A 22,015-nucleotide genomic window follows, 5' to 3' on the forward strand; every position below is an offset into this window, starting at 1 on the left:
GTTCCTCAAAAGATGCCGCGGTTGAAGCCGTAGCCTTCGTCGAGCGTGGTTTCCCGGCATGTGCCGAAGGTGATGGCGCCGCCGAACGCCGGTTCCGAACCGGCAAGATACTGCCCGATCAGCAGCATGACGTTGGACGGGAACGCCGTGTCGGTCTGGACCGTCGTGCCCCTGAAGTTTTCGATTTCTACGCTGCCGGCCTTGATCCGCTTCTGTTGGACCTGTCCAAACGTGGTGCGGAAATCGGCGTCGTCGACAAGCAGGGCCGCCAGCTCGATGCAGGCGTTGATGAAGGCCGGGTTTGCGAGGCGAAGGTCGAAGGTCGAATAGGCGTCGACCCATGACTGCTCATCGATCCAGCGCGTCGCCGAGACGAGCCCGCGTGCCTTGGTGTCAGCGTCCGCCGCGCGCCATGCGTCTGCCGTCGTCGATCCGCCGAGATAGATGTCGGCATCGGTGACGGTGGAATACGTCGTGTAGGTGTTTCCACCGATTGTGACGGTCGGCATTACATCGGCTCCAACTTGACGGTGCCTTCGACGAGCTCGTGCTTGATGTTCTCGCCGTCCTCTGTGATCGCAACGTTGCCCTCGGCATCAAGCACGGTGCGGATGATCCAGCCTTCCTCGTCGTCCGCCTCGATCACCATCTTCTGTTCCACGCCGTCGAGGATGACGTTGTAGAGCACGCCTTGGTGATAGAACGGGCTGGTGGGGTCGGCCGAAACTCTCATATCGCGATCACGTTGCGCTTCATCACCTTGCGCCTGCCTGGCACCTTCTGGCGCTGCTTGGCGCCGGCTGCCGGATCATTCGGCATCGGCTCCTCCGGATCCTGCGGCACGCTATCGTCGGCCGGCAGACCCGCCTTTATGCGGTTCATGGCGTCGAGCAGTTCCGGATCGATTTCCGGCTCGCGCGCCACGCCGAGCAGATCGCGCACATCGTTGATGGCCGGATCGTTCGGCTGCAGCACAGCGCCGGCCGTTGCCATGTCCCTCAGAGCGGCCGTGATCTTCGCCACGTCCTTGAACTGGACCGCCTCGTATTTGAGCGTCGGCTTCAACTCGTCATCGAGGCCGTTCAACTGCCAGAGCGGACCGATGAAATCCTTCTCGCCACTTTCGGCGATGTCAGCCAGCGCGCCCTCGACCTGGAGGAAGAAGTTCGAGGTCTTGTCTTCCGAGAGCGACCTGGTGCCGACGCCTTCGCCCAGCATCAGCTGCTCGACGCCGAGGATGCGCGCCATCTCGCGATTGACGCGGTTGATGGCGTTGCCGAGCGAATCGATGCCGGTGGCATTGCCGGTGACCAGATCGATCGCCCATTGCGGTACCGGGGAGACCTGGACGCCGGTGTCGGTCTGGCTTTCGTAGGTCTTGGAATCCAGGATGACGCCGGTGTCGTGCGTCTTGGCCTGCATCTTGACCAGGTCGGTCATCGCGTCAAGCAGGAGCTGCGACTGCTCTTTTGTGAGCTTGCCTTCCTTGACCGCGGCGTTGAGCGCGCTGATCGGAGCGCGACCCACGGGGATGCCCCTCAGATCGCGCTGGTAGCCGATGCCCTCGAGGCGAAGGTATTCCTTCAACCGCTCGGCCGGCTCGACCAGGTGGCGCAGAAGGCCCAGCCCATCGGGGCTGTCGGTCAGAGCGTCGTCGACGACGTAGAGCACCTTGGAGCGGGGAAGAAATAGGTATTGCCCGGTGTTCGGGTTCGCCTGCCACATGCCGAGCACCTCACCCATGTCGGTGAGTTCCCAGCGGTCGATGGTGTGGCAGGGACGCGGCGCGACGTTGAGCATGCCGATCTTGCCATCCATGCGGCGCTTGGCCGTCCACTCCTGGATGTCGAAGCCGCGGAAGCGGTACATGGAGGCGCGACGCGTGACGCGCGACCATGGCGTCACCATGTCATGCAGACAGCTCTCGACGAAATCGGCCGCTTCCTTGGCCGCCGATTTGAATTCCTCCGGATCGTCTTCGCTCCCCGCGGGCTCGACCGTCCATTCGGTGCGGGCGATCAGCCCGAGGAAATGCCGGATGCCGGAGGCGACGATGGAGAAGTTCGTCGCGATGTCGGAGAACGTGACCCACTTCTGCGGGCCGACGACCTCGTTTCGCCTTTCCTGCGAGGCGATGAAGCCGCCGAAATGGGCAAAGCCTGGAACGCCTGCGGTGACAGTCGGGGCCACCGGTGCCGCGGCGGGCATAGCGCTGCGCGGTCGTTTAGCCATCGCCTCCCACCCTTATTGGTGCTGCAAATTCGTCGTTGGTCTCAAAGCGCGCCGTCAGCGCGTTGAAGGCCCGGCTTGTGGAGTCCGCGTCGTCGTCGTGCGCGCCCTCCGGAAACCCTTCGAGCTCGTTGAACCAGGTCGTGTTCCATGGCCCGCGAAGCACCAGCACATTGCCGGCCTCGGCCTGGGCGGAGAACGCGTTGAAGCGCGTGACCTTGTCGCCGGTTTCAGGCGTCGAGCGCACGTTGAAGCCGAGCAGTTTCTTGGTGAGCGTGACGGCGTAGCTCTTGCCGGCGGCGCCCGGGTCCTTCGGCAGCGAAATCTCCACCGTCTTGCCGTCTTCGTCGGCGGTGTTCTTGAGCAGCGTCTCGACGCCGTTCGGGCCCTGGCGATCGCGTCGATGGTCGAGCACGATGAATGCGCCGTCGGCGAGCTTTCCGATCTTCGTCCCTGTCGTCCAGTCGGGATCGTTTTCTTCGGTCTTCGGCGTCGAGGCCAAATCCCAGCCGCGTACCGCCTTGAGGATCGACGGCGCCACATCGACGACCTTGCACCAGCCGCGCTGAAACAGGAGGCCGGCTGCGGGCCTGATCTTCCAGTTGCCGCCGAGAAGGCGTTCGCGCTCGACTGTCGGCAGCGCCATCAGGTTGGCGATGTAGCTCGGGTCCGCCGCCATCAGGGCGGGATTGTCAGTCAGCTTCGCCGGGATGAAGGTGACCGACTTCGGCAGTATCGGCACCATCTCGCCGCGCTCGTTCGGCGCGCGATACTCGGCGAGGTCCTGCGGGTTGTCCGCCCAGATGATGGCGTCGCCGATGCGAACCATCCAGCGAATGACGCCGGCGCGCTCGGGGATGGCGAGGCCCGATTCCTCATCGATCCACCAGGCGATGAACTCGGCGACCCAGGAATCGGCGTCCGGGTTGCAGGTCGCCCGCACATAGGGCCGCACGCCACACATGGAGCGGTTGCGGCTGAGCATGTACCAGAACTGCTTGGCCGAGAAATGCGTCAGCTCGTCGAAGCAGATCAGCGGGATCTGGCTGCCTTGCCAGTTCTGGACGGTCTTTTCGTGCTCGAGGTGGCCGAAGGAAACCGTTGCCCCGCCGGGGAACGTCCAGTCGAGATCCGGGGCGGCGCGCGACCTGGCCTGCAGCAGCGGGTAGAGCTTCTCGCTCTCGTCCCAGAGGCCGCCCTCGTTGCGCACCTGGACCGTGGTGCGCCGGAAGAAAACCGCGCCGAAGTCCGGATTGTGGACGTGCCGGAGCGGCTCCATCAGGAGCGCCCAGCTTTTACCGCCGCCAGCGGCGCCGCCGTAGATGGCTATATCTGCCGCGCTACTGAGGAAGGCTGTTTGAGGGCCCGGCTGCGGACGGATGATCCTCGGGCCGGCGTTACCCTCTGCCATTGTCTGGAAGCTGGAAGATGTTGACCGGCGCGGGTGCGGCCGGCAAATCCTTCCCGTCCTTTCCGGTCAGCTCGCGGCGATTGGTGAGGGCGCCGCCCATCTCCTCGCCGGCCTGGCGCAGGATCTGCGTCGCCAACTGCATGTTGCCCATGTCTTCGGCCTTGGCCGCCATGCGCTGGAGAGCGCGCAGCCTGACCGAACGATGGCTGATGCCAATGGCCGCCGTGTCTTCGAGGAACGCCTTGCGGGTCTCCTCGAACAACGCTTTCCAGCGCTTGGCGAGGTCGCGCCCGGTACGCTTGGTCGGGTCATGGCTCTCGGCGAGTTGCCGGGAGATGTCGAGCCCGAACTCTTTCTTGACCGCCGTGGCGACGACGGAAGGCGTGTCGAAGCAGGCAAGCGCTTGGACGATGAAGGTTTTGACCTCGTTGGAGAGCTTGGCGACCATCGTCGGATCCCGTCAAAGACCGGTCGGGGATTTGCGGGCAGCCTTGGCCTTGCTGGCCTTACCCCTTACCGCCTTTTTTTTTGGCTTCGGCTTGATGGCGCGTTCTCGCTTCGGCCTTGTGCCGGGAACTGGCTCGAACTTGATCATGCCACGCCCCTCAACAAACAGGTGCCGCAGGCCTGCGCTATCCGTACCCGGGCGATCTCTGGTCCTTTTTTTGCGGCCTCGACCATGGCCTGGACATGAGCCGCGTCTGCCCCGTAGCGACGGACAACGCCGAGAAACTCTTCGATGTCGTGTGCCCTGATGCCGAAGGCCGGCTTGCCGCTCTTGCGGAACTTGGGCGCGCCGAATTGATCGCGCTCCTGCCCGGCGTGATAGAGCTCGTGCTCGACAAGCGCGCAGAACTCGTCGTCGGAACAGTCGGCGGCGTAGCGCGCGTCGAACGTGAGCACGAAGTCCGGTACCTCGCCGAACCAGCCGACGAGTTGCTGCTCGAATCTGGCGCGCTGCCATGAAGAGAGCGGCGGAAGGCCGTGCTCGCACTGGCCGACAACGGAGCGGCCCTGCCTTGCGTTGGTGACGTTGGTCCACAATGCGCCGAGCGAGGCGTGCTGCAGATGGCGATGGTCCTCGTTTTGAAGCGAAGCGCCGTCATCAACGAAGGTCTCCCGCGCCCAAGCGATGATCTCGGGCGCGGCGATGAAGATGTCGCCGGCGTCGAGAACGCTTTCGGGCGGGAACGGCCGCATCAGAAGTTTGCTCCAATCGCCCGCTCTTGTGATTTTCCCGCCGACCCCTCTTGCTTTTGGCACCAATGTAACCAATATGGTTACAAGGTGACCGACGAAGATCAGCCGTTAGAGAAACGACAAGGGCAGATCGGCGGTCTGTTTCAGGGGGTAGGCGCTGATTTGCACAGCAAGATCAGGCTGCACGATTAATCGCCGACCCTCCCCCTTTGTGTCAAGAGGAGAGATTTTTATGGATTTGACCAATCCACAGGGCAAAACGAGGCGCTATCGCGTCATCTGGGAGATCGACTTCGAAGGCGAAGGTGATCCCGAAGCAGCGGCCCGTTGGGCTTGGGCCACCCTGCGCAAGCCGGAATCGACCGCGAACGTGTTCACCGTCATCCACGAGAACGGCGAGCAAGTGAAGGTCGATTTCCAGGAAATCGACGATTTTGGCGCGCTGGAGGAAATTGCGAAGCTTACGGATGCCGAGGAAGACGAGACCGAACTGGAGGCGGCGGAGTGAACCAGCTCTCATCCGTCGTCGAATATCGGCATTTCCATCTTTTCTGCGGCCTCGGCGGCGGAGCGAAGGGTTTCAACAAAGGCCACGCGCGGGTCGGCAGCCTCCAGGCAAGATGGCGCTGCATCGGCGGTGTCGACAACGACCCGGCCGCCATCCGCGATTTCAGTCGAGCGGCAGACGTTCAAGGCACAGTTCTTGATATGTTCTCACGCGAGCAGTTCGTGGCGTTCCATGGGCGCGAGCCTGCCGCTGACTGGCGCGAAGCGACCCCGGATGATATCCGCCGCGCCGCACATGGCGAGCGCCCGCACGCGGTGTTTCTCTCGGCACCATGCAAGGGGTTTTCGGGCCTTCTGCCAGAAGCTTCGAGCGCGACCGACAAGTATCAGGCCCTGAATGGTCTGACGCTCCGAGGCGTCTGGCTGATGCTGGAGGCATGGAAGGATGATCCGCCCGAGCTGATCGTCTTCGAGAACGTGCCTCGGATCGCCAAGCGCGGCCGCAAGCTGCTCGACCAGATCGTCGCGCTGCTCCGCTCCTATGGCTACGCGGTGCGCGAGACGACCCACGATTGCGGCGAGCTGGGCGGGCTCGGCCAGAGCCGCAAGCGTTTCCTGCTGGTGGCGCGCCACGAGGCGAAGGTGCCGCCCTTCCTCTACGAGCCAGAGAAGCGGCGCCTTCGCGGCGTCGGCGAGATCCTCGAAAAACTGCCGCGCCCGGGCGACATGAACGCCGGCCCGATGCACCGTATGCCGGCGCTGCAATGGAAAACATGGGTTCGCCTCGCCTTCGTCGAGGCCGGCTCGGACTGGCGTTCGCTCAACAAGCTGACGGTCGAGAATGGGATGCTACGGGATTTCGGGATTCTCCCCGACGTCGAGTGGCAAGCCGGCGTGCTCGGCGTGCATCGCTGGACCGATACCAGCGGCGTTGTCGCCGGTCGATCGACCCCGACCAATGGCTCCTTTTCAGTCGCCGATCCACGAGTGCCCAAGGCATCGGAAGATTTCAAGGGCCTTCGCGTCGTCGATTGGGGGCATGAGGCCGGCACAATCACGACGCAGCGCAGCCCGGGATCGAGCGCGCAGAGCGTCGCCGACCCGCGAGTTGATGGTCATGAGAGATCGGTGCAGCTCGGCGTGCGCCGATGGGACCAGCCGGCGGCCGTGGTGAAGGGCGACGTTTCGGTCGGCTCGGGTCCCTACGCCGTCTCCGACCCGCGCATGGAAGGCAAGCCGCGCTTCAACAATACGTTCCGCATCGTGCCATGGGCGGCGAATGCGCCGGCCGTCGCCGGTCCTGGTGGCCCAGCTGGCGGCTTGGCCGTCGCCGATCCGCGTCCCTCGCAGCGCGACGACTACAAGCAGACGAAATACCGCGTCACTGGCCTCGACGAAGCTGCAGGCGCTGTCATTGGCGCGTCGACTACCGGCAACGGCGCCTATGCCGTAGCAGACCCGGCAATGAATTGGGGCGAAAACGCCCATGGCACCAAGCTTGCGGTGAAGGGCTGGGATGAGCCCGCCAACGTCGTCTCTGGTGCCAGGATCCTGTCGGGCGGCGGAGCGGTGGCCGACCCGCGCGTCGAGGCGGACCGTTCATCCACTTACGGCGTGCGGAAATGGGATGAGCCGACCGGCGTGGTGCAGGGCGAGAGCTTTCCGACGAATGGCGCATTCTCGGTCGCGGATCCTCGGCCGGTCGGGCTCAATGCGAACCGGGACCACTACAAGACCGGCGGTCACTATGGCGTCGTGCCTTGGGACGAGACAGGCTACGCCGTTCCAGGCTTCGCGAAATATGATCGCGGCCATTGGTCCGTTGCCGATCCGCGCGACACCGATGCCGAGCCTCTGTTCGAACTGCCAAAGCCGGAAGATCGTCTAGTTGCAGTCATCCGTGCCCTCGACAACACATGGCACCGGCCGTTCACGACGTTGGAACTAGCGGCGCTCCAGAGCCTCGTCGATCCGGACGAGCTGGACGGCTTCAAACTCGACGGCCAGTCCGATTCCGCCTGGCGCGAGCGGATCGGCAACGCCGTGCCGCCTCATGCCGCAGCGGCAATCGCCAGCGTCATGGCGACGACCCTTCTCCTGGCGATGACGGGCGAGACCTTCATGCTCAGCAGTCAACCTATCTGGGTGCGCGATGTTGCGGTCGCTCTTGCCGTCGACGATCGCGGCAATATCCCCGACGAGGATATTTCTGCTTGACCCGCTTGTAACCATTTTGGTTACATCGTATATTGAAGTGGTTACAAGGGAGCACGAAAATGCGACTGATCGAGAAGCACGGCAACATCGCCATCTGGGAAGTCGCCGAGGCGTGGGGCGTGGAGTTCTACGTCTACGGCGTTCTCTCCGATCCGATCGTTTGCCCGTCGCTCGACATGGCGCGCGCCAAGGCGCAGCTCTGATGAGCGCCGACCTCAAGCCTGTCGCCGAAGATTACTTGCGCGACGAGATCCACCTCAGACCCGGCTCGCGCCTCCACCGGCTCGTTGCCCGTCTGGCCGACACGTACATCGATGATCTCTCCGACGAGCGGATCATTGAACTGGAGCGCTTGGCCGACACGTTCCGGATCACGCACGCGGACGGGAGCCGCTTCTCCTGATGCCCTACTGCGACGACTGCCTTTCGCCCTTTCCTTTCGATGGAAACGAGAGCTGCCGCTGTCCTTCGTGCCGGGAGGCGCGGGACGAGGCGACAGCGGCTGAGGAAACCGGAGAAGACGAGCAATGAGCCCGAAGAAGGACGCCTACATGCGCGGCTATCGCGACGGGTTCGAGGACGCAAAGCGCATCCTTGGGGAGACTGGCATGGTGCTCGGGACGGGGAAGGAACGCCCCTTGTCCGTTGGCGGTGACGCCGATGGTTACCCGGAAGCGCGGTTCGAAACCGCCTCTCTCCACCATTTTCAGGCAACGGAAGAAGGAGACGCGATGCACCGATAGAGGCAACAAAATCCCTTCGATAGGAGCGGCGGTCGCCCGTCGCTCCGCTAATCCCTCCAAAAGACAGACCAACCATGACCAGATTGCAACCATTTTGGCACCAAAGAAGCCTCGCGGTGCACGTTTCGATCATCGATTCCTTGGAGATGTTGAGCTCGTGGCACGGAGACTGCCCTCCTCAGGGAACAACGGGCGACTATGCGCTCGACATGCTTCTGGCCGACGCCTTCCGCGCCATGCTCTACCGGCACGAACTGAAAGACCGGCTTGCGTGGATCGAGCGCGAGGTGCAGCGGCCTCGCCGTCGGCAACTCGACGATCTCTACCACGCTGAATTGATCACCTGGTGGTTGGATCTGTTTGGCGCGACGAAGTTGCCGCCGATCGACGAGCGCATCGCCCAGCGGAGGCTCACATGCGTTTCCTGATGATCGACCCCTTCACCAAACGCATCCGTGAGCATCAGACTCCGAAGCCGCTGACGCGCGATTTCTTCCGCGCCGAGATCGGCTGCGATTGGGTGCGGCGCGTCAAACTCACCGACCAGGTCGAGATGTGGATCGACGAGCAAGGTCTTTTCGACGCCACCAGCCGCCAGCAGTTCTTCACCTTCAACGGCTACGGCGCGATTCACGGTGGCCGCGCCATCGTCTGCGGCGCCTCGAAGCTGGGCGATTCCATCAGCGTGCCGGCGAGTTTCAACATCCATACGCTTGAGCGCCATGTTCAATGGCTGGGCGGCGAACGGCGCGCGCAAGCGGCGGCTCTGGAAACGGTGCAGTGAGATGAAGCTTCCAGGCATCGAAGTATTGGCCGCCGTTGCTACCGCCGTCTCGCCGCGCGGCGCCTATATCAATGATCAGGTCCAGCGCGCTCACGCTAAGGCGGTGAAGGCTGGCGCAATCGGGCATCCGCCGTCGACGGGCTTGGTCCTTCGGCGGCTTCGCTCACTCGAAAAGCGCGGGCTGATTGAGTGCGTCGGCGGCCCGGACGGCTATTACGGGTTCGAGTGGCGCATCACTGACGCGGGCCGCGCCGAGCTTGCTCGGAGGGCGTCATGACAGACCGTCCTATTTTATTTTCCAGCGCAATGGTGCGCGCGCTGCTCGCCAGCACGAAGTCGCAGACGCGGCGCGTGCTGAAGCCGCAGCCGCCATCATGGGCGACATTTTGCCAACAGCCGACGATGCTGAACGCACTTCATCAATGGGTGCCGTCAGGTCTTTGGGCATGGAGCGAGGAAGAGAAGAAACCGCCTAGCAAGCTCAGGCGCTGGCCGGTCGACGCCGCCGGCGATCACTATTGGCTGAACCCTCGCTATGCGGTCGGCGATCGCCTCTATGTCCGTGAAGAATACAGCTTCTGCCATTCGTGGGCCGGCGTCCCTCCGCGTGACGTAATCCCAGCCGCTCCCGTGTGGTGCTGGGCCGACGGCAATCCGTCCGATGGCGATTGGACTAAGCCGAAGCCTGGCATGCACATGCCGCGCTGGGCGTCGCGCCTCACGCTGACAGTGACCGATGTTCGCGTCCAGCAGCTGCAGGCGATCAGCGAGACCGATGCGATTGCTGAAGGTTGTCCCGTGTCGACAGTGCCAGGCACCATCGGGCACCCGCTCTGTCAGGTCGGCTTCAACGAAATGGGAACGCCGATATTCTGGTATCGGAAGCTCTGGAACAGCCTCAATGAGTCGCGCGGCTTCGGCTGGAACGCCAATCCCTGGGTGATCGCCGTCTCTTTCACAGTCGAGCGCTGCAACATCGATGCGGTGCCCGCATGAACCCCCGGGCCGGCTCCCACTCCCTAGGCCGGCCTTGCCTGGCCCGCAGCGGTGCCGATTCCGCTGCGGGCCTTTTTCCATTCAACCGACTGGAGCCATGACATGGAACAGACGCAACTAAGCGATCTCCAACTGGCGGCTCACACGGCTCGAGTTTGCCGGGAGGCACTGCTCTTGGATGAAGCGGCGCGCGTAGCCATGCGCGATCCGGCAAAGGCTAGGGAATTATTGGGGGAAATCGAGAAAACCGGCCTTCTGTCATATTTGCGAGACGGCGTGGTCATGCTCATCCACAAAACCCTTCTGGACGGCAGAGTGCAGGAGTCCGACATCCGCGACGAGTTTTACAAGAACCTGGAGCGCTACCTGCCTGGCGCGCATCAGACGACCGTGGAAATTATTCGCAGGAACATCCCAGATGGCTTCGTTGAATGGAAAAGGCGCGAATGCCCGGTAGAGGTCAAGCTCACCGTCTTCGACGATAGAGCGCTGAAGCAGCTCCATCGGTACATGACCGTCTACGATGCCGAGATGGGAATTGCCGTCGCGCCAAAGCTCAAGTGCGAACTTCCGGCCAATATCCACTTTGTCGAGGTGCATGCACCATGACACAGCTGGCACCCAACTATATCCACGGCCCGACGCCGGTCGTGTTCGCACGAAACGGCGAGGTTTATGCGACGAGCCGCGACGTGGCGGCTTACTTCGAAAAAAACCACCGCGACGTCACCCGCGCGATCGACAATCTGCTCGATCAGAAGCCGAGCCTAGCCCTGCGCCATTTTGCGCAGGGGGTCTATCACCTTCCGGAGACAGGTTCGCAGCAGCATCGCTACTTCGATATGAACCGCCAAGGCTTCACTCTGCTTGGCATGGGATTCACTGGAGAGAAGGCGCTCGATTTCAAGCTCGCCTATATGGAGGCTTTCGACCGGATGGAGGCGGCGCTGAAAAAAGCTTCCCCGCCGCTCGATCTCAATGACCCTGCAACCCTTCGCGGATTGCTCGCCTCCTATGCTGACAAGGCGCTGGAACTCCAGAAAGAGGTCGACCAGCTACGCCCCTCGCAAATCGCGCTGGAGCGCATTTCGGTGGCCGACGGCTCGCTCTGTATAACGGATGCTGCAAAAGCCCTCCAGATGCAGCCCAAGGAACTGTTCGCCCGGTTGCAGCGGAACGGCTGGATCTACAAGCGGCCGGGCTCGGACCATTATCTCGGCTATCAGTCGAGGACGCAGGCGGGATTGCTGGAGCACAAGGTGACGACGGTTCTCCGCGGCGACGGGACGGAAAAGGTCACGGAGCAGGTCCGCATCACGCCGAAGGGGTTGACGAAGATCGCTGAGCTGATGGCGCGGCATTGAGCTCGGCCGCAAGTTTCTCGCACCGCTTGCATCGCGTTGACGATCCTTCTTCGAACAGATAGCCGGCCGGCGCGTCTTGGGCGCCGCAGAGCGAATGCGCAATTCCGGCACCGGCGCGCATGAAGTAGTGCGCCTTGCCTGGCGTCTTGGCCGCCCAGCCCTCGCGGAAACCCTTCAATCGCTCTCCGGTCATGTCACTATGCGCTCCACCGGGATCATCCGGCCCTTGCGGAAGATGCGGTTCGCCTCTTCCTTGGCGCGGCCAGCGACGTCACCCTCGCGCCTCATATGGCCATTCATCCACCGAAGCAGATGGAGGGTAACGGTTTTCTGAGCCTCAAGTTCAGTCAGGAAGACCATCGGCTTGCCGCCATCGGCCAGCACTGGCTCGGCCTGGCCGTCCTCGGCAAAGCGGAGCATGGCTTGGAAGCCGGCCCGGACGCGAACCGTGTATCCTTGAAAGCAATTCATGCGAACATCCCTGTCTGCTCGTCGTAGCGCTCACGCGTCTTTGCCGATCGGCGATAATCGGAGAACGGCGTTTTCCGCCAGATGGCGGGCGAGTTCGCCCAGCGGGCGACGTCGCGCAGCAGCTGCTCGTTCCAGTCGAATCGCGGATGAGGCCGGCGCTCCAGCGAGTTGAGCTTCATGAAAGGCTGCACGTGCGGCTCGCCGCCCCAAGCGATCACCTCGCGGATCCGATCCATGCAGGCTGCGAACGGCTCATTGCCGATCAGAACATAGACACGCTTCCGGCGAGGCGAGACATCGGCCAGCATGTGCATGACGCGCTCGACGTAAGGGCGCTCGGCCGCGTCATCATAGGCGAAGCGCCACGGGCCGCGATTGATGGCTTGCCAGCGGGCGTAAACATCGTCGTCAAAGGTTCGCGGCTCAAAACCGCTGTTGGCGTCCAGCAGCGGCACCCCGGCGGCCTGGTAGCGCGCAATGATGTGATCCTGGAAGTCTGCCGGCAAAGCCGAGAGGTTGTTGTCGCAGAGCACCGGGCGCACCGGGAAGTCAGGCAGCAGCGTGAAAGCCTTGCCTTCCATCTTCGGGACGATGCAGAACCAGCAGCCGACCGGGCATCCTCGGCTCGCGATCGTCGCCACGGGATTGTGTCGGGCGACAGCATCCGGGATATCGCCGCCGATCTCAGCGACATCAGCGAGGAACTTCTTGCGCGTGAACACGCCCGGACCACCGACGCGGACCTTCATGCCCTCGGCGCGATACCAGCAGGCGCGGGAATAGGCCTCACCCAGCCGCCATGTGAACACGACCGAGATATAGGCGGTGTCGCCCTCAGTCCATTCGGCGAGGCCGCCAGACCAGCGGCCGAGGTCGTAGCCGCTCATGCCGCCTCCCCGCTGCAATGAAGGCCGCACTCGACGTCGTGTTCCATGCTGTCGTCTAGGCTGTCGGCAAGAGCCTCCCAGAGCATGGGCGTGAGGCGAACCTGCTCGACGAGGTCGGCAACGCTATCCCGCTTGTCGAACTGGGCGCCGATCCGATTCTCTTCGTCCAACCACCAGGTCTGTACGCCTGGATGGTCGCGAATGATGCGTTTCCGAATACCCTTTCCCTTCTGAAAGCAGAGATCGCAATTTCCCTCCCAAGGCTCCAGGTCGAGGAAAAATGGTTGGTGCTCCCAAAAGGCAGACACATCGGATTTCCTGATCTTGGCCCTGGAAAGCGGGTAGGACATGCGGCGGCCGTCTTTCGCAGCGCGATCGAGGCCGCGAAATATCCGCATGCCTTCGTCATAGCGAAGGCCCACGATTTCCTCGTAAGAGCCGGGCTCCAGCCCGAGCAGGTGACGCATGAGTGCGAATATCGGGCGGACCTTGAGATATTCCGTGCACCAGCGCTCCGCGCCGTTGGGAAGGCGCTGCTTTTTGCTGATCAACTCATGGAAAGGTTCGCCGTCGCGGCTCGCAGAGTTGAGGCCTACGCGCTCATAGCCGATGCCGCTGTTGCGCCATTCGATCCAGTATATTTCGACGCCCCAGCGCGAGCCGCACTCGTGCACGAAGCGAAGCGTTTCCTCGCGTTCCTTGCCGGTGTTGGCAAAGGCCACGACGACATTATCTGGAAGCTTGCCGCCGTGCGCATGGACGATCTGGTGCAGCATGAATGCCGAAGTCCGCCCGCCGGAGAACGAGATCAGAGCCGGCCCTTCGATCAGATACGGGTTCAACGCATCATCTCCCGCAGGATCCGCCGCACATCGGCGAGCTTCATGTAGATCGAATTGTCAGAGCACCGAGGCGAGCAGGAAACCGCCGTGGTGCGGGTCTTGCCGGAAAGTGAGATGACGAGCTTGCCGTGCGGACCGCGCCCGCGCTCGAGCCGGCACGTGCCGCCGGCCGCCTCGACGATCTCCTTCGCCTCGCCGATCAGATCGCGGTGGAACTTGCGGCTGATCGCGCCCATCACTGGAAATCCTTCCAGTCGATGCGGTTGAGAACGGTCGGACCGGCATAGAGGCCGGCTTCATTCTGCTCCCATATGAACCAGGCGGTGTTCATGCGGCTGGTCGCTTCGTTGCCGTCCCAGCCGTCGCGATGCATCATCGGCAGGCGACGGGTGAAGACGTGGACTCTCGCCGGCTTGCACTCGTCCATGGCGTAGTTGCGGTCCGGATCGTCGAAGCCGCAGAGGAAATTGAGGTTGAGCAGCAGCGCCATCTTGCGTGGCCTGTGCACGCGTAGCGCATGCGCGACAAAGGCGTTGAGCGCCTGGCCATAGGGCGGATTGGTGGCGATGTCGGCGCCGACGAGCCACGGCTCAGCCGTCAGAAAATCGCTGACGCGCTGGACCTCGCCGAACTGCGTGGTGGTTCCGTAGTCGACCAGGTCGGCGATCTCTACCTCATAGCCGGCGTCCTCCATGAGCTTCGACATCGCGCCCTTGCCGCAGGCCGGCTCCTTCACGATGTTCGAGAAGCTTTCTAGCGCCAACAGGGTGCGCGTCGCTTCCAGCGGCGTCTCATAGAGGTTGTTGCCGCGCTCGGCTGCGCTGGCGCTATCGGTGCCGATTGCGGCGCGAAGGTTCGCCCGCGTCGGTTCGAGCCCTTCCTCGAGGCGAACCGCGATGGCGCGCTCGACGATGCCAGGCTTTTTCCGTTCCGCCTCGGCGAGCTGGCGCGCCTCATGGATCTGCTTGGCTGAAAGGCCGGCTTCCGCCTGAGTGAAAGTCTTCCCGTCTGGAATAGTTTTCGGTCGCCCCTTCGAAGCTTCGCCATTCCGCTGTGCCGCATCATATTCATCGGCGAGCCGGATCTTGGCCTTTGCCTCGATCAGGAGTGCTTCACCCTGCATCCGGCGCGATTTGTTGATGAGTTGCTCGCCAGCACGGAAGCGGGCCGCATAGGTGGCGGCTGACTTTGCCTGGTCATAAGCCATGGCGGCCAGCAGATGCGCCGCCTGGATATCGCCGTCATCGAAAAGCGCTCGAGCGCGCTCCACGACCTGGGCAATGCTGGAGGTGTCGAGAGTGGCGACCTCGTTCATGCTCACACTGCTCCCGGCTTCGGGAAAAAGCAGAAGCGGTACGCGCCCTCGTTCGAAAGGCAGATGTGGTAGGAGTTGTCGATCGGCTGGCGCCGGGCGCTATAGGGAACGATCCCCGAATAGCCATGCGTCTTGAGCCTCGGGTGTGCGCCGGCCGGGAGGTTGACGTGGTAGCCGTCCGGCTCCTCGGTGACGTAGCGATCGTCGATCGGGGCGCAATCGCCCGTGGGCGAGGTTGCAGCGCTGTTGCAGCATTCTGGCGGGTAGCTGACGCCGCTCGGCGCGTGGTGCGCACTGGCGGCCGCCGTCGAAAGCAGCAGGATGAGAACCGCGCCCCTCATGGCTTTTGGTCCAGCGCAGCGAGCGCGGCGCGGCACGACGCGGAAAGGCGCTGATCGGCAGCGATGTCCTTCTCGGCCCGGGCGAGCTCCTCGGCCCGTCGTGCGTCGAGCGCTGCGATCTCATCCTGGTGCCGCTTCAGCTCGGCGGCGCGGTCCGCCTCGATCTTGTCGAGGTTCTCCCGAAGCAGCTTCTGCGCATCTGCGGCGCGCTGATCGTATTTGGCGATGGCCTTGCGATGGGCCGCAGAGAGGCGCTCAAGCTCCGTTTCGGGCTTCAATGGTGCGAATGGCACCACATTGTTGAGCGAGGCGTTGAGATGCTCGGCGATGTCCTTCAATGCGGCGGCGTCATCCATTCCTGGTCGGTCCTTTGCTTGGTGCAGATTGGGAGGCGGGTATCGCGAGCACGCGGTAGAGCGTCGGCTTGCCCTTTTGGCCTTCGCGGACGATCTCGACCGAGCCGGCCTCGATCATCTGGTCGAGATATTTCAGCAGGGTCGGAATCGAGGTTTGCGCGAGCTGCGCCAGTCGCGGCTGAGCCAGACTTGAAAGGCCATCGGCGCGCCTGACGTCGTCGAGCGCCGCCATGATGCGCTCGACCGGGCCGCGCTTCTTGATGCGCACCGCCTGCGATGGGGTGAGGCGCGTGACGATTGCCGGCTCTGAGGCGGTGACAAAACCGCTGGGCGGCGCCAAAATCGGGTCCGCCGCATCCCCGGCCAACTCTTCCCCGGTGATGCTCTCGAAATGCCGCTGGACGTAGGCCGTCGGCGAGAGATTGCAGGCCTTCGCCAGCTTCTCGATCGCGCGATTGGTGTCGCGGTCGCACTTGACGGTGAAGCGATAAAGGAGCGCGCTCTCGTCCACGTTCAGAAAACCCCCTTGGCGAAGCGGTCGGCTTCCTCGTTGGCATGGTTGCGCAGCCGCGCGACCAGTTCCTGGTGCGTCCAGAGCCGGGCCTTCAGCGTCATCTGCTGGGCCACGATCAGCTGATCGAGCAGATCGAGCGGCGCCATGTACCAGTGGTTGCCGAGCGATTTGCCGATGTCGGTGAGGAAGCGCTCGACGCCGACGACGATGGTGCGCGCCACTGCGAAGCCTGGCGTCCACAGCACGCGCTCGAACTGGAGCGCCTGCCATGTGCCGGGCTGCAGCTGGGAGAGATGCGCCTCGACGTTCTCGGCCGTGGCGAGGCGGAACACCGCTGGATCCGTCACCATGCTGACGGCGCAGATGGCGCAGTAGCCGATGCTCTTACGCCTGATCCGCAGATCCTTCGGGGTGCTGATGTCAATTGGCATCGGCGACGGCCGACCGCCTGGCGAACGCAAGCGGCGAGACGGTGGAAGCCATCTGATAACGGAGCCAGGCCAGAGGCCCCTGGCGCATCTCGTTCATGAGGTTTTCCGCAACGATCCGGCGCACCTTCGCTTCAGCGATCTGGCGGCGTATCGTCTCTGCCTGAGGGTCATCCATTTGCCTGCTCCTGTTGCTCTTCCGCCTTCTCGCGCCGGCGGCGGGCTTCCTCGCGCTTGCGAGCCTTTTTTCGTTCCTCGATTTCTCTGACGGTGAGGCGCCGGAACGAACGGCTGGTGCGGACCAGGCCGAACTGCTTTTCAATGCCCTTGAGGATTTGCCCCAACACGAGCTGCTTGAGGTCGTGCATGGCCCTTCGATCGAAATCGATGCGATGCCGGTCCCAGATCCTGCCGCACTGCTCGAGCGAGAGCCCGGCGGCGCGCGCCATCACTGTGCGCTTCATGCGAAGCACGTCCTTGCCGGCGCGCCCCGCGATGACGAAGCGCATCAGGTCAAAGACGTCGACCATGCGCTCGATCGCCTGCTCGCTGGGCACCGACTTGACCGAGGTGCGATCGTATTGCGGCATGCCGGCTTGCAGCCTCGCGACTTCGCGAGCGTAGGCGAGGTCGGCTGTGTCGCGCGTTCCAGGCATTACCGTGCCGACATGCGAGACCATACGCAGATCATCGCGCGGCACGTTGCTGGCCGTTTCCATCGCATCGGAGAGAAGCAGCCACAGAAGATCGCGCGGCGACGGCAGTCCGTGCTTGCTGACGTTGAAGAACAGGAACTCGGCGTGGCGAAGGTGCTCGACGAGGCGGTCGATCCGCTTCTCGAGTTCCTTTGGCGTGTCGAGAAAAAGCTTGGTCAAAGCAGCGAACCCCCAGCTGATCGCGAATCAGCAACCGATCCCGTTGCCGATGGTGCCAAATTGGTTACACGGCTGGCAAGCGGAAGATCTGCCGGCCACCGTGTTTTTGCGAGGACCAATTCGTCGGCCTCGCACTTGGCCGCCTTCGCCTCGCCGTGCTTAGCCCTGATGCACTCCAACCAAGGGCTCCATTCTGCCCGCCTCGGATGAATGCGGTAATACCCGGCATGGTCCAACTCCGGGGCGCCGTAGACGATTTCGAACATCTGCGCCGATAGGTAAACTGAGAGCCTGGGAATTCGCTCTTTGCGGAGCCTGCAGTGCCGGAGGAATGCCGAGACGCAGTCGACTGCTCGCTGCCTCTTTTCAGGCGACAGGCTCACCAGTTCTCGCTCAGCCACATCTCGCTTGCCGAGTTGCTCCAGCGGCCAGGAGGAGACAATTTTATCCAAAAGACCATCTGTCCCCCCCGTGAGGGGGGCTAGGGGGGATTTTTGTTGAATAGGTTCTTTGTATGTGTCGGATTCTCCGTTAACCGGAAAACCAGTTGACGGATTTTCAGGAAGCGGCAACTCCGGTTCCTTATTATCAGGACGCGGACAGGCCGCTTCCTGCATATCAGGAGACGGCAGCGGGAGCAGCTGCGGCACAGCATCATCGTGGATGGTGTAGTTGTAGGAGCCGAAGCGCCCCTTGCTATCGGTGGCTTGCTCGCGGGTCAAATAGCCAGTCGTCTCCAGCTTCTGCAGGATCCGATAGACCTTGTCCCGGCCGATGCCGCCCTGAGTCTGCAAGTTCTTGACGTTGACGTTCCAGTCGTGCGGCTTCGCCAGTAGATAGACCAGCACACCACGCTCCTCGAACGTCAGCCGCTCATCGCTTGCGACCTCATTCGGTATGATAGCGAAGTTATCCCGTCGCTTGCGGGTTACAATCGTCAACGTCGTCTCCCCGGGTGGCTGGAGAGGCAACCCCTACTCGGTACAGATGGTGATGCCTGAGAAAATCAGTTTGACATTCGGCCGTTCCGCACGGCCTCGATTGTGGCGGTGAGAATAGCGATGGTGCGCTCGACGCCCATCGCCTGCTCAAGAAAGACCGTGGACGCGACTATACTCGCGGTTGCGTCATCAACAGCGCTTTGCCTGCCGATAATATTAGCCCGATCGAAGAGATGCGCGGCCCCTTCAATTGAGCGCGTCCTCGCCCCCCTGGCGTCCATTTCACACTCCCCCTGGGCTTTTCCGCAAAAAACGTGAGGCCATCGCAACATTGGCCTCACGCCATCATCTCGTTCTGGACAAAGTCGCCACAAGCAAGCAAAGCTTTGCCGCGCCATTAACTTCGGTTAACGGACGGTTATTGCCTGCGCGTCGCGGCGGCCATCAAATTGGAAAGTGGGTCAACCGCCTGGACGGTATGCGACCCGCACGCGGTACGCTGCTGCACTAATCGGTTGTAGCGGCCGAGCAGGTCGAAGACCGGCTCCGAGCGCCAGTTCTCGGCCAATCCATACCAGGCCTGGCGAACACGCCAGTTGCCGCGGGAATAGCCGAGGTTCTCGCAGGCCCGGTTGATCTGGGCCTTCACTGTCATGCCGGGCACAATCTCGCCGGCTGCGTCTTTGACCAGACGCTCTAGTTCCTCAGCAATGGCATGCTGCGTCATCAATCCCTCACGAACAACAGGAGAAGGGGGGACGGCTTGTCGTGGATTCAGAACGACCTGTGAGACACCTCGACCTTTTTCGGTGCCATCGTTGCCGCCGTTACCTGGAGGCTGCAGATGGCTATCGACGATGACAACTGGGAACCCTTGAGTGTTGTGGCGACACGGGTTCTTCAGCGGACGTTGGGGCGCGCTGAGCGCCGGGCGGAAAGGTTTTGCGTGGCCCGGATCAAGCGGCAGTCGGTCGTGTCGAAACGACATCCGCAGCCTCCTTCCCGAGCCAGGCATTGGCGGTGACGGCGCCGTCGGTCTCGACGACGATCCTTTCAAGGATGGTCCGCTTCGGCATGCGGCCGTTCTCATAGCGCCAGAGGACCTGGCGCGCGATGCCGATCTTGGCGGCGAAGGCCGAGCGCGGAGGCGCGTTCGGCCTGTCAAGCCATGCCGTGAGTTGATGAACCGCTGTTTCCATGTCACAAGAGATGTCACCTGAATGGTTACTCGTCAAGCCTTTGTAACCAATTTGGCGCAATTCCGTTGTGGACGTTCTTCGGCTACGCCAATGAAGACCATCCTGGGGGAAATCGTTGGCGTCCGCATGACTGACATGAAAAACGGCATCAGACTGTTCCGCGAGCGCAAGAAGATGAGCATCTCGGAGCTTGCTCGCCGCGTCGGCCTCACGCGCCAGCACATGGGCCGGCTGGAGAGCTCCAAGCGCAAACTTACCAGCGAATGGGCCGTCCGCATCGCGCCCCACCTGGAGACGACACCCCAAGAGCTGATCTTCCCGAACATCGCAAAGGCCGATCTAAATCGGTTCCAAAGCGTGTTTGAGATCGCTGGCGGGGATGGCGCACTTCCATCCGAACCAAGTATTTCGATCCAGCAGGATCTTCTGGCGCACCTCATGCCGGGCGCGACGAGCCACAAACTGCAGCTCGTCATCGTCGACAGCGACGACATGAACCAGCATCTGCGCCGTGGCGACGCGGTCATCCTCGACCTGGACGCCAAGACTCCGACGCGACCCGGGCTTTACGCGATGCGAATCGCCGGCGAGCTCCAGTTGCGGTTCCTGTCGCCGACAACCGCTGGAACGATTCTGGTTCGCTCGGACAATCCGAATATTCCCGAGGAAACGGCAAAACCGGGCGATTTGAGCATCATAGGCCGGGCCCGATTGAAGATTTCCACAATTTAACGAAGCACAGTAAATAATTTTGGTGCCGCTCTGGTTACGCTATTGCGGACGGTAACCGATATGGTTACATTGATCCTGCGCAGATTGATTGACCAGCAAACGCCGCCCGTCCCCGTAGGCGTAAGTCCCAAAACCCCCTGGTTCAAGCAAATGTTCTGAGTGCTGCGCGGCGTAGCCGGCGCGGGTGTCCCCTTCCCGCGTCGGCATGCGTCGAATGGTGCCATTTTGGTTTCACGTGAAACAGGATCGGTTGCAAATGTCGGATCAAAACAAGGCTGTCGCCGTGAAGTTCGGTGAGAACGGCCGCTTCTACGACTATCTCAGCGGAGGCTTCAATCTCGCCATCGGTGATCGCGTCATGGTCCCCATGCGAGGTGGGGAAATCTCGGTCGAGGTCGTCGAGATCAAGGATCATTCCGAGGTCGCGAAGGTCGCCGTCGCACGGCGCGACGTCCGCACCGAGGAGCAGCGGGCATCGAAGCATCCGAACGGCGCGCATCGTTATGGGCCGGATGGCACCGAATTCGACGAGGAAGGCAATACCATCAACGCAGGAGAGCCGGCATGAACGCGCGCGCCGAAGTAAACGATATTGCCACAATCATCGAGACCAATCCTGTTTCGGTTCTGATTGACGACAACCTCTATTCCCGGCTTCGCGATCACGTCGAGGCTGAGATCAATGCGTTCGTGCCGGATCTGTCGACCGCCACCGGCCGCAAGGAGATCGGCTCGCTGGCCTATAAGGTGACGCGCACCAAGACCGCGATCGACAATGCCGGAAAGAAGCTGAACGAGGACGCGCGCGCGCAGATCAACAAGGTCGACGCCAAGCGCCGGATCGTTCGCGAGGAATTTGAAGCGCTGGCTGAGCGCGCCCGCAAGCCGCTCACTGATTGGGAGACCGAGGAGGAGGCCCGCATAGAACGGTGCATGACGGTCCTCAAGGCCATCGTGGATTGCGGCAATGGCCTTATCGGCGGTGCGCCCCAGCCATTCGCGGCTCTGTTGCATGAACTGGAACAGGTGATCGTGATCGACGACCGGCTGGGCGAGTTCGAGGAGCAGGCTCGCACCGCGCATCGCTTCGCGACGGACAAGCTAAACGCCGCATTCGAAGTCCATAAGAAGGCCGAGGCCGACAGGATCGAACTGGAACAGCTTCGCGCCGAAAAGGAACGCCGCGACAGGATCGAGGCTGAGCGCCTCAAGGCTGAACAGCTTGCAGCCGAGCAAGCGCAACGAGAACGCGACGATGCCGCTCGCGCCGAACGGGAAGCCCAGGAGCAGAAGGTCCGCGAAGAACAGATCGCCGAGGCCGCGCGGCAGAAGGTGATCATGGAGGCGCAGGCCGAGCAGCGCCGCAAGGACGCCGAGGCGGCAGCGTGGCGCGCCGAGCAGGAAGAGAAGATCGCCCGGCTTGAAGCAGAGAAGAAGGCCGCCGCCGAAAAAGCCGAGCGCGAGGAGGCCTCACGCCTTGCCGAGATCGAGAAAACACGCCGCGAGGAGGAGGCGCGCGCCGCCGACCGCAAGCACCGCGGCGAAGTGATGGGGGCTGCCAAGGATGCCTTCATGGCAGTCGGCGTCCGTGAAGAACTCGCCAAGAAGATCGTCCTCGCCATCGTCGCTGGCGAGATCCCCAACGTCACATTGAGGTTTTGAG

At 62.6% G+C, this 22,015-nt stretch carries 36 protein-coding genes; 14 read left to right on the forward strand and 22 right to left on the reverse strand.

Features of this window, described 5'->3' with window-relative positions; genetic code table 11:
- Window positions 1–5: 5 nt before the first annotated feature.
- The 7 genes from EN781_RS00195 to EN781_RS00220 are packed head-to-tail and all read right to left on the reverse strand — an operon-like array spanning window position 6 to window position 4,840.
- Complete coding sequence (locus EN781_RS00195; RefSeq protein ID WP_127399589.1) at window positions 6–509, reverse strand: hypothetical protein; 504 nt, start codon at window positions 507–509, stop codon at window positions 6–8.
- On the reverse strand, window positions 509–733 hold the full coding sequence (locus EN781_RS00200) for a hypothetical protein (protein WP_127399590.1): 225 nt from the start codon (window positions 731–733) through the stop codon (window positions 509–511). The genes EN781_RS00195 and EN781_RS00200 overlap by 1 nt, the downstream gene beginning before the upstream one ends.
- On the reverse strand, window positions 730–2,232 hold the full coding sequence (locus EN781_RS00205) for a hypothetical protein (protein WP_127399591.1): 1,503 nt from the start codon (window positions 2,230–2,232) through the stop codon (window positions 730–732). Before EN781_RS00205 ends, EN781_RS00200 begins: the two co-directional genes overlap by 4 nt.
- On the reverse strand, window positions 2,225–3,640 hold the full coding sequence (terL, locus tag EN781_RS00210; RefSeq protein WP_127399592.1) for a phage terminase large subunit: 1,416 nt from the start codon (window positions 3,638–3,640) through the stop codon (window positions 2,225–2,227). The genes EN781_RS00205 and terL overlap by 8 nt, the downstream gene beginning before the upstream one ends.
- The gene (locus EN781_RS00215; protein ID WP_127399593.1) at window positions 3,627–4,088 is read right to left on the reverse strand and encodes a DUF2280 domain-containing protein; all 462 of its coding nucleotides are present in this window, start codon (window positions 4,086–4,088) and stop codon (window positions 3,627–3,629) included. The genes terL and EN781_RS00215 overlap by 14 nt, the downstream gene beginning before the upstream one ends.
- A gap of 12 nt (window positions 4,089–4,100) precedes the next feature.
- The gene (locus EN781_RS35740) at window positions 4,101–4,235 is read right to left on the reverse strand and encodes a hypothetical protein (protein ID WP_281034349.1); all 135 of its coding nucleotides are present in this window, start codon (window positions 4,233–4,235) and stop codon (window positions 4,101–4,103) included.
- Entirely contained in the window at window positions 4,232–4,840 is a 609-nt protein-coding gene (locus EN781_RS00220) for a putative metallopeptidase (RefSeq protein ID WP_127399594.1), read from the reverse strand. Before EN781_RS00220 ends, EN781_RS35740 begins: the two co-directional genes overlap by 4 nt.
- Before the next feature lie 232 nt (window positions 4,841–5,072).
- On the opposite strand from EN781_RS00220, the gene EN781_RS00225 reads away from it, so the two are divergent.
- The 11 genes from EN781_RS00225 (at window position 5,073) to EN781_RS00270 (ending at window position 11,451) form a co-directional block, all read left to right on the forward strand.
- On the forward strand, window positions 5,073–5,348 hold the full coding sequence (locus EN781_RS00225; RefSeq protein WP_127399595.1) for a hypothetical protein: 276 nt from the start codon (window positions 5,073–5,075) through the stop codon (window positions 5,346–5,348).
- Window positions 5,345–7,564: a DNA cytosine methyltransferase gene (locus EN781_RS00230; protein WP_127399596.1), complete on the forward strand. Its 2,220-nt coding sequence runs from the start codon at window positions 5,345–5,347 to the stop codon at window positions 7,562–7,564. The genes EN781_RS00225 and EN781_RS00230 overlap by 4 nt, the downstream gene beginning before the upstream one ends.
- Window positions 7,565–7,623: 59 nt before the next feature.
- Window positions 7,624–7,767, forward strand: a complete 144-nt coding sequence (locus tag EN781_RS34055) for a hypothetical protein (protein ID WP_189347217.1) — start codon at window positions 7,624–7,626, stop codon at window positions 7,765–7,767.
- Entirely contained in the window at window positions 7,767–7,967 is a 201-nt protein-coding gene (locus tag EN781_RS00235) for a hypothetical protein (protein WP_127399597.1), read from the forward strand. Before EN781_RS34055 ends, EN781_RS00235 begins: the two co-directional genes overlap by 1 nt.
- A gap of 124 nt (window positions 7,968–8,091) precedes the next feature.
- On the forward strand, window positions 8,092–8,307 hold the full coding sequence (locus EN781_RS00240; RefSeq protein ID WP_127399598.1) for a hypothetical protein: 216 nt from the start codon (window positions 8,092–8,094) through the stop codon (window positions 8,305–8,307).
- Between the two features lie 209 nt (window positions 8,308–8,516).
- The gene (locus EN781_RS00245; protein WP_127399599.1) at window positions 8,517–8,735 is read left to right on the forward strand and encodes a hypothetical protein; all 219 of its coding nucleotides are present in this window, start codon (window positions 8,517–8,519) and stop codon (window positions 8,733–8,735) included.
- On the forward strand, window positions 8,723–9,091 hold the full coding sequence (locus EN781_RS00250; RefSeq protein WP_127399600.1) for a hypothetical protein: 369 nt from the start codon (window positions 8,723–8,725) through the stop codon (window positions 9,089–9,091). The genes EN781_RS00245 and EN781_RS00250 overlap by 13 nt, the downstream gene beginning before the upstream one ends.
- Before the next feature lies 1 nt (window position 9,092).
- Window positions 9,093–9,368: a hypothetical protein gene (locus EN781_RS00255; protein WP_127399601.1), complete on the forward strand. Its 276-nt coding sequence runs from the start codon at window positions 9,093–9,095 to the stop codon at window positions 9,366–9,368.
- Window positions 9,365–10,087, forward strand: a complete 723-nt coding sequence (locus EN781_RS00260) for a hypothetical protein (protein ID WP_127399602.1) — start codon at window positions 9,365–9,367, stop codon at window positions 10,085–10,087. Before EN781_RS00255 ends, EN781_RS00260 begins: the two co-directional genes overlap by 4 nt.
- Before the next feature lie 102 nt (window positions 10,088–10,189).
- Window positions 10,190–10,696 carry a hypothetical protein gene (locus tag EN781_RS00265; protein ID WP_145965428.1) on the forward strand — a complete coding sequence of 169 codons (507 nt, stop codon included), beginning with the start codon at window positions 10,190–10,192 and terminating at the stop codon, window positions 10,694–10,696.
- The gene (locus EN781_RS00270) at window positions 10,693–11,451 is read left to right on the forward strand and encodes a phage regulatory protein/antirepressor Ant (protein WP_127399604.1); all 759 of its coding nucleotides are present in this window, start codon (window positions 10,693–10,695) and stop codon (window positions 11,449–11,451) included. The genes EN781_RS00265 and EN781_RS00270 overlap by 4 nt, the downstream gene beginning before the upstream one ends.
- A gap of 189 nt (window positions 11,452–11,640) precedes the next feature.
- On the opposite strand, the gene EN781_RS00275 is transcribed toward EN781_RS00270, so the two are convergent.
- The 15 genes from EN781_RS00275 to EN781_RS00345 form a co-directional block, all read right to left on the reverse strand.
- Window positions 11,641–11,871: a hypothetical protein gene (locus tag EN781_RS00275; protein ID WP_127399605.1), complete on the reverse strand. Its 231-nt coding sequence runs from the start codon at window positions 11,869–11,871 to the stop codon at window positions 11,641–11,643.
- A gap of 47 nt (window positions 11,872–11,918) precedes the next feature.
- Window positions 11,919–12,671, reverse strand: coding sequence for a hypothetical protein (locus tag EN781_RS00280; RefSeq protein ID WP_127399606.1), 753 nt, complete (start codon window positions 12,669–12,671; stop codon window positions 11,919–11,921).
- Window positions 12,672–12,805: 134 nt separating this feature from the next.
- A complete protein-coding gene (locus tag EN781_RS00285; protein WP_127399607.1) occupies window positions 12,806–13,651 on the reverse strand; it encodes a 3'-phosphoadenosine 5'-phosphosulfate sulfotransferase in 846 nt (281 codons plus the stop codon).
- On the reverse strand, window positions 13,648–13,887 hold the full coding sequence (locus tag EN781_RS00290) for a hypothetical protein (RefSeq protein WP_127399608.1): 240 nt from the start codon (window positions 13,885–13,887) through the stop codon (window positions 13,648–13,650). The genes EN781_RS00285 and EN781_RS00290 overlap by 4 nt, the downstream gene beginning before the upstream one ends.
- Window positions 13,887–14,966, reverse strand: a complete 1,080-nt coding sequence (locus tag EN781_RS34990) for an SAM-dependent methyltransferase (protein WP_245492514.1) — start codon at window positions 14,964–14,966, stop codon at window positions 13,887–13,889. The genes EN781_RS00290 and EN781_RS34990 overlap by 1 nt, the downstream gene beginning before the upstream one ends.
- Window positions 14,967–14,968: 2 nt before the next feature.
- Window positions 14,969–15,307 (reverse strand): hypothetical protein, encoded by a 339-nt coding sequence (locus EN781_RS00300; RefSeq protein ID WP_127399609.1) that lies wholly within the window; start codon window positions 15,305–15,307, stop codon window positions 14,969–14,971.
- Entirely contained in the window at window positions 15,304–15,645 is a 342-nt protein-coding gene (locus tag EN781_RS00305; RefSeq protein ID WP_127399610.1) for a hypothetical protein, read from the reverse strand. The genes EN781_RS00300 and EN781_RS00305 overlap by 4 nt, the downstream gene beginning before the upstream one ends.
- Before the next feature lie 10 nt (window positions 15,646–15,655).
- A complete protein-coding gene (locus EN781_RS00310) occupies window positions 15,656–16,174 on the reverse strand; it encodes a hypothetical protein (protein WP_127399611.1) in 519 nt (172 codons plus the stop codon).
- 2 nt (window positions 16,175–16,176) lie between these two features.
- Entirely contained in the window at window positions 16,177–16,608 is a 432-nt protein-coding gene (locus tag EN781_RS00315; protein WP_127399612.1) for a hypothetical protein, read from the reverse strand.
- Window positions 16,598–16,783, reverse strand: a complete 186-nt coding sequence (locus EN781_RS00320; protein WP_127399613.1) for a hypothetical protein — start codon at window positions 16,781–16,783, stop codon at window positions 16,598–16,600. The genes EN781_RS00315 and EN781_RS00320 overlap by 11 nt, the downstream gene beginning before the upstream one ends.
- Window positions 16,776–17,480, reverse strand: a complete 705-nt coding sequence (locus tag EN781_RS00325; RefSeq protein ID WP_127399614.1) for a hypothetical protein — start codon at window positions 17,478–17,480, stop codon at window positions 16,776–16,778. Before EN781_RS00325 ends, EN781_RS00320 begins: the two co-directional genes overlap by 8 nt.
- Window positions 17,477–18,421: a helix-turn-helix domain-containing protein gene (locus EN781_RS00330; protein WP_127399615.1), complete on the reverse strand. Its 945-nt coding sequence runs from the start codon at window positions 18,419–18,421 to the stop codon at window positions 17,477–17,479. Before EN781_RS00330 ends, EN781_RS00325 begins: the two co-directional genes overlap by 4 nt.
- Window positions 18,422–18,486: 65 nt before the next feature.
- Window positions 18,487–18,702: a hypothetical protein gene (locus tag EN781_RS34675; protein ID WP_127399616.1), complete on the reverse strand. Its 216-nt coding sequence runs from the start codon at window positions 18,700–18,702 to the stop codon at window positions 18,487–18,489.
- A 137-nt stretch (window positions 18,703–18,839) separates the two neighbouring features.
- Window positions 18,840–19,409: a hypothetical protein gene (locus EN781_RS00340; RefSeq protein ID WP_127399617.1), complete on the reverse strand. Its 570-nt coding sequence runs from the start codon at window positions 19,407–19,409 to the stop codon at window positions 18,840–18,842.
- Window positions 19,378–19,620: a helix-turn-helix transcriptional regulator gene (locus tag EN781_RS00345; protein ID WP_127399618.1), complete on the reverse strand. Its 243-nt coding sequence runs from the start codon at window positions 19,618–19,620 to the stop codon at window positions 19,378–19,380. Before EN781_RS00345 ends, EN781_RS00340 begins: the two co-directional genes overlap by 32 nt.
- A 90-nt stretch (window positions 19,621–19,710) precedes the next feature.
- Between EN781_RS00345 and EN781_RS00350 the strand changes: the two genes are divergently transcribed.
- The 3 genes from EN781_RS00350 to EN781_RS00360 all read left to right on the forward strand — a co-directional run bounded on the left by EN781_RS00350 (window position 19,711) and on the right by EN781_RS00360 (window position 22,014).
- A complete protein-coding gene (locus EN781_RS00350; RefSeq protein ID WP_189347219.1) occupies window positions 19,711–20,352 on the forward strand; it encodes a LexA family transcriptional regulator in 642 nt (213 codons plus the stop codon).
- A gap of 256 nt (window positions 20,353–20,608) precedes the next feature.
- Window positions 20,609–20,920, forward strand: coding sequence for a hypothetical protein (locus tag EN781_RS00355; RefSeq protein WP_127399620.1), 312 nt, complete (start codon window positions 20,609–20,611; stop codon window positions 20,918–20,920).
- Entirely contained in the window at window positions 20,917–22,014 is a 1,098-nt protein-coding gene (locus tag EN781_RS00360; RefSeq protein ID WP_127399621.1) for a hypothetical protein, read from the forward strand. The genes EN781_RS00355 and EN781_RS00360 overlap by 4 nt, the downstream gene beginning before the upstream one ends.
- Window position 22,015 lies beyond the last annotated feature (1 nt).

This window comes from Mesorhizobium sp. M4A.F.Ca.ET.090.04.2.1 (assembly GCF_003999085.1).
In the GTDB taxonomy this organism is placed as follows: Bacteria; Pseudomonadota; Alphaproteobacteria; order Rhizobiales; family Rhizobiaceae; genus Mesorhizobium.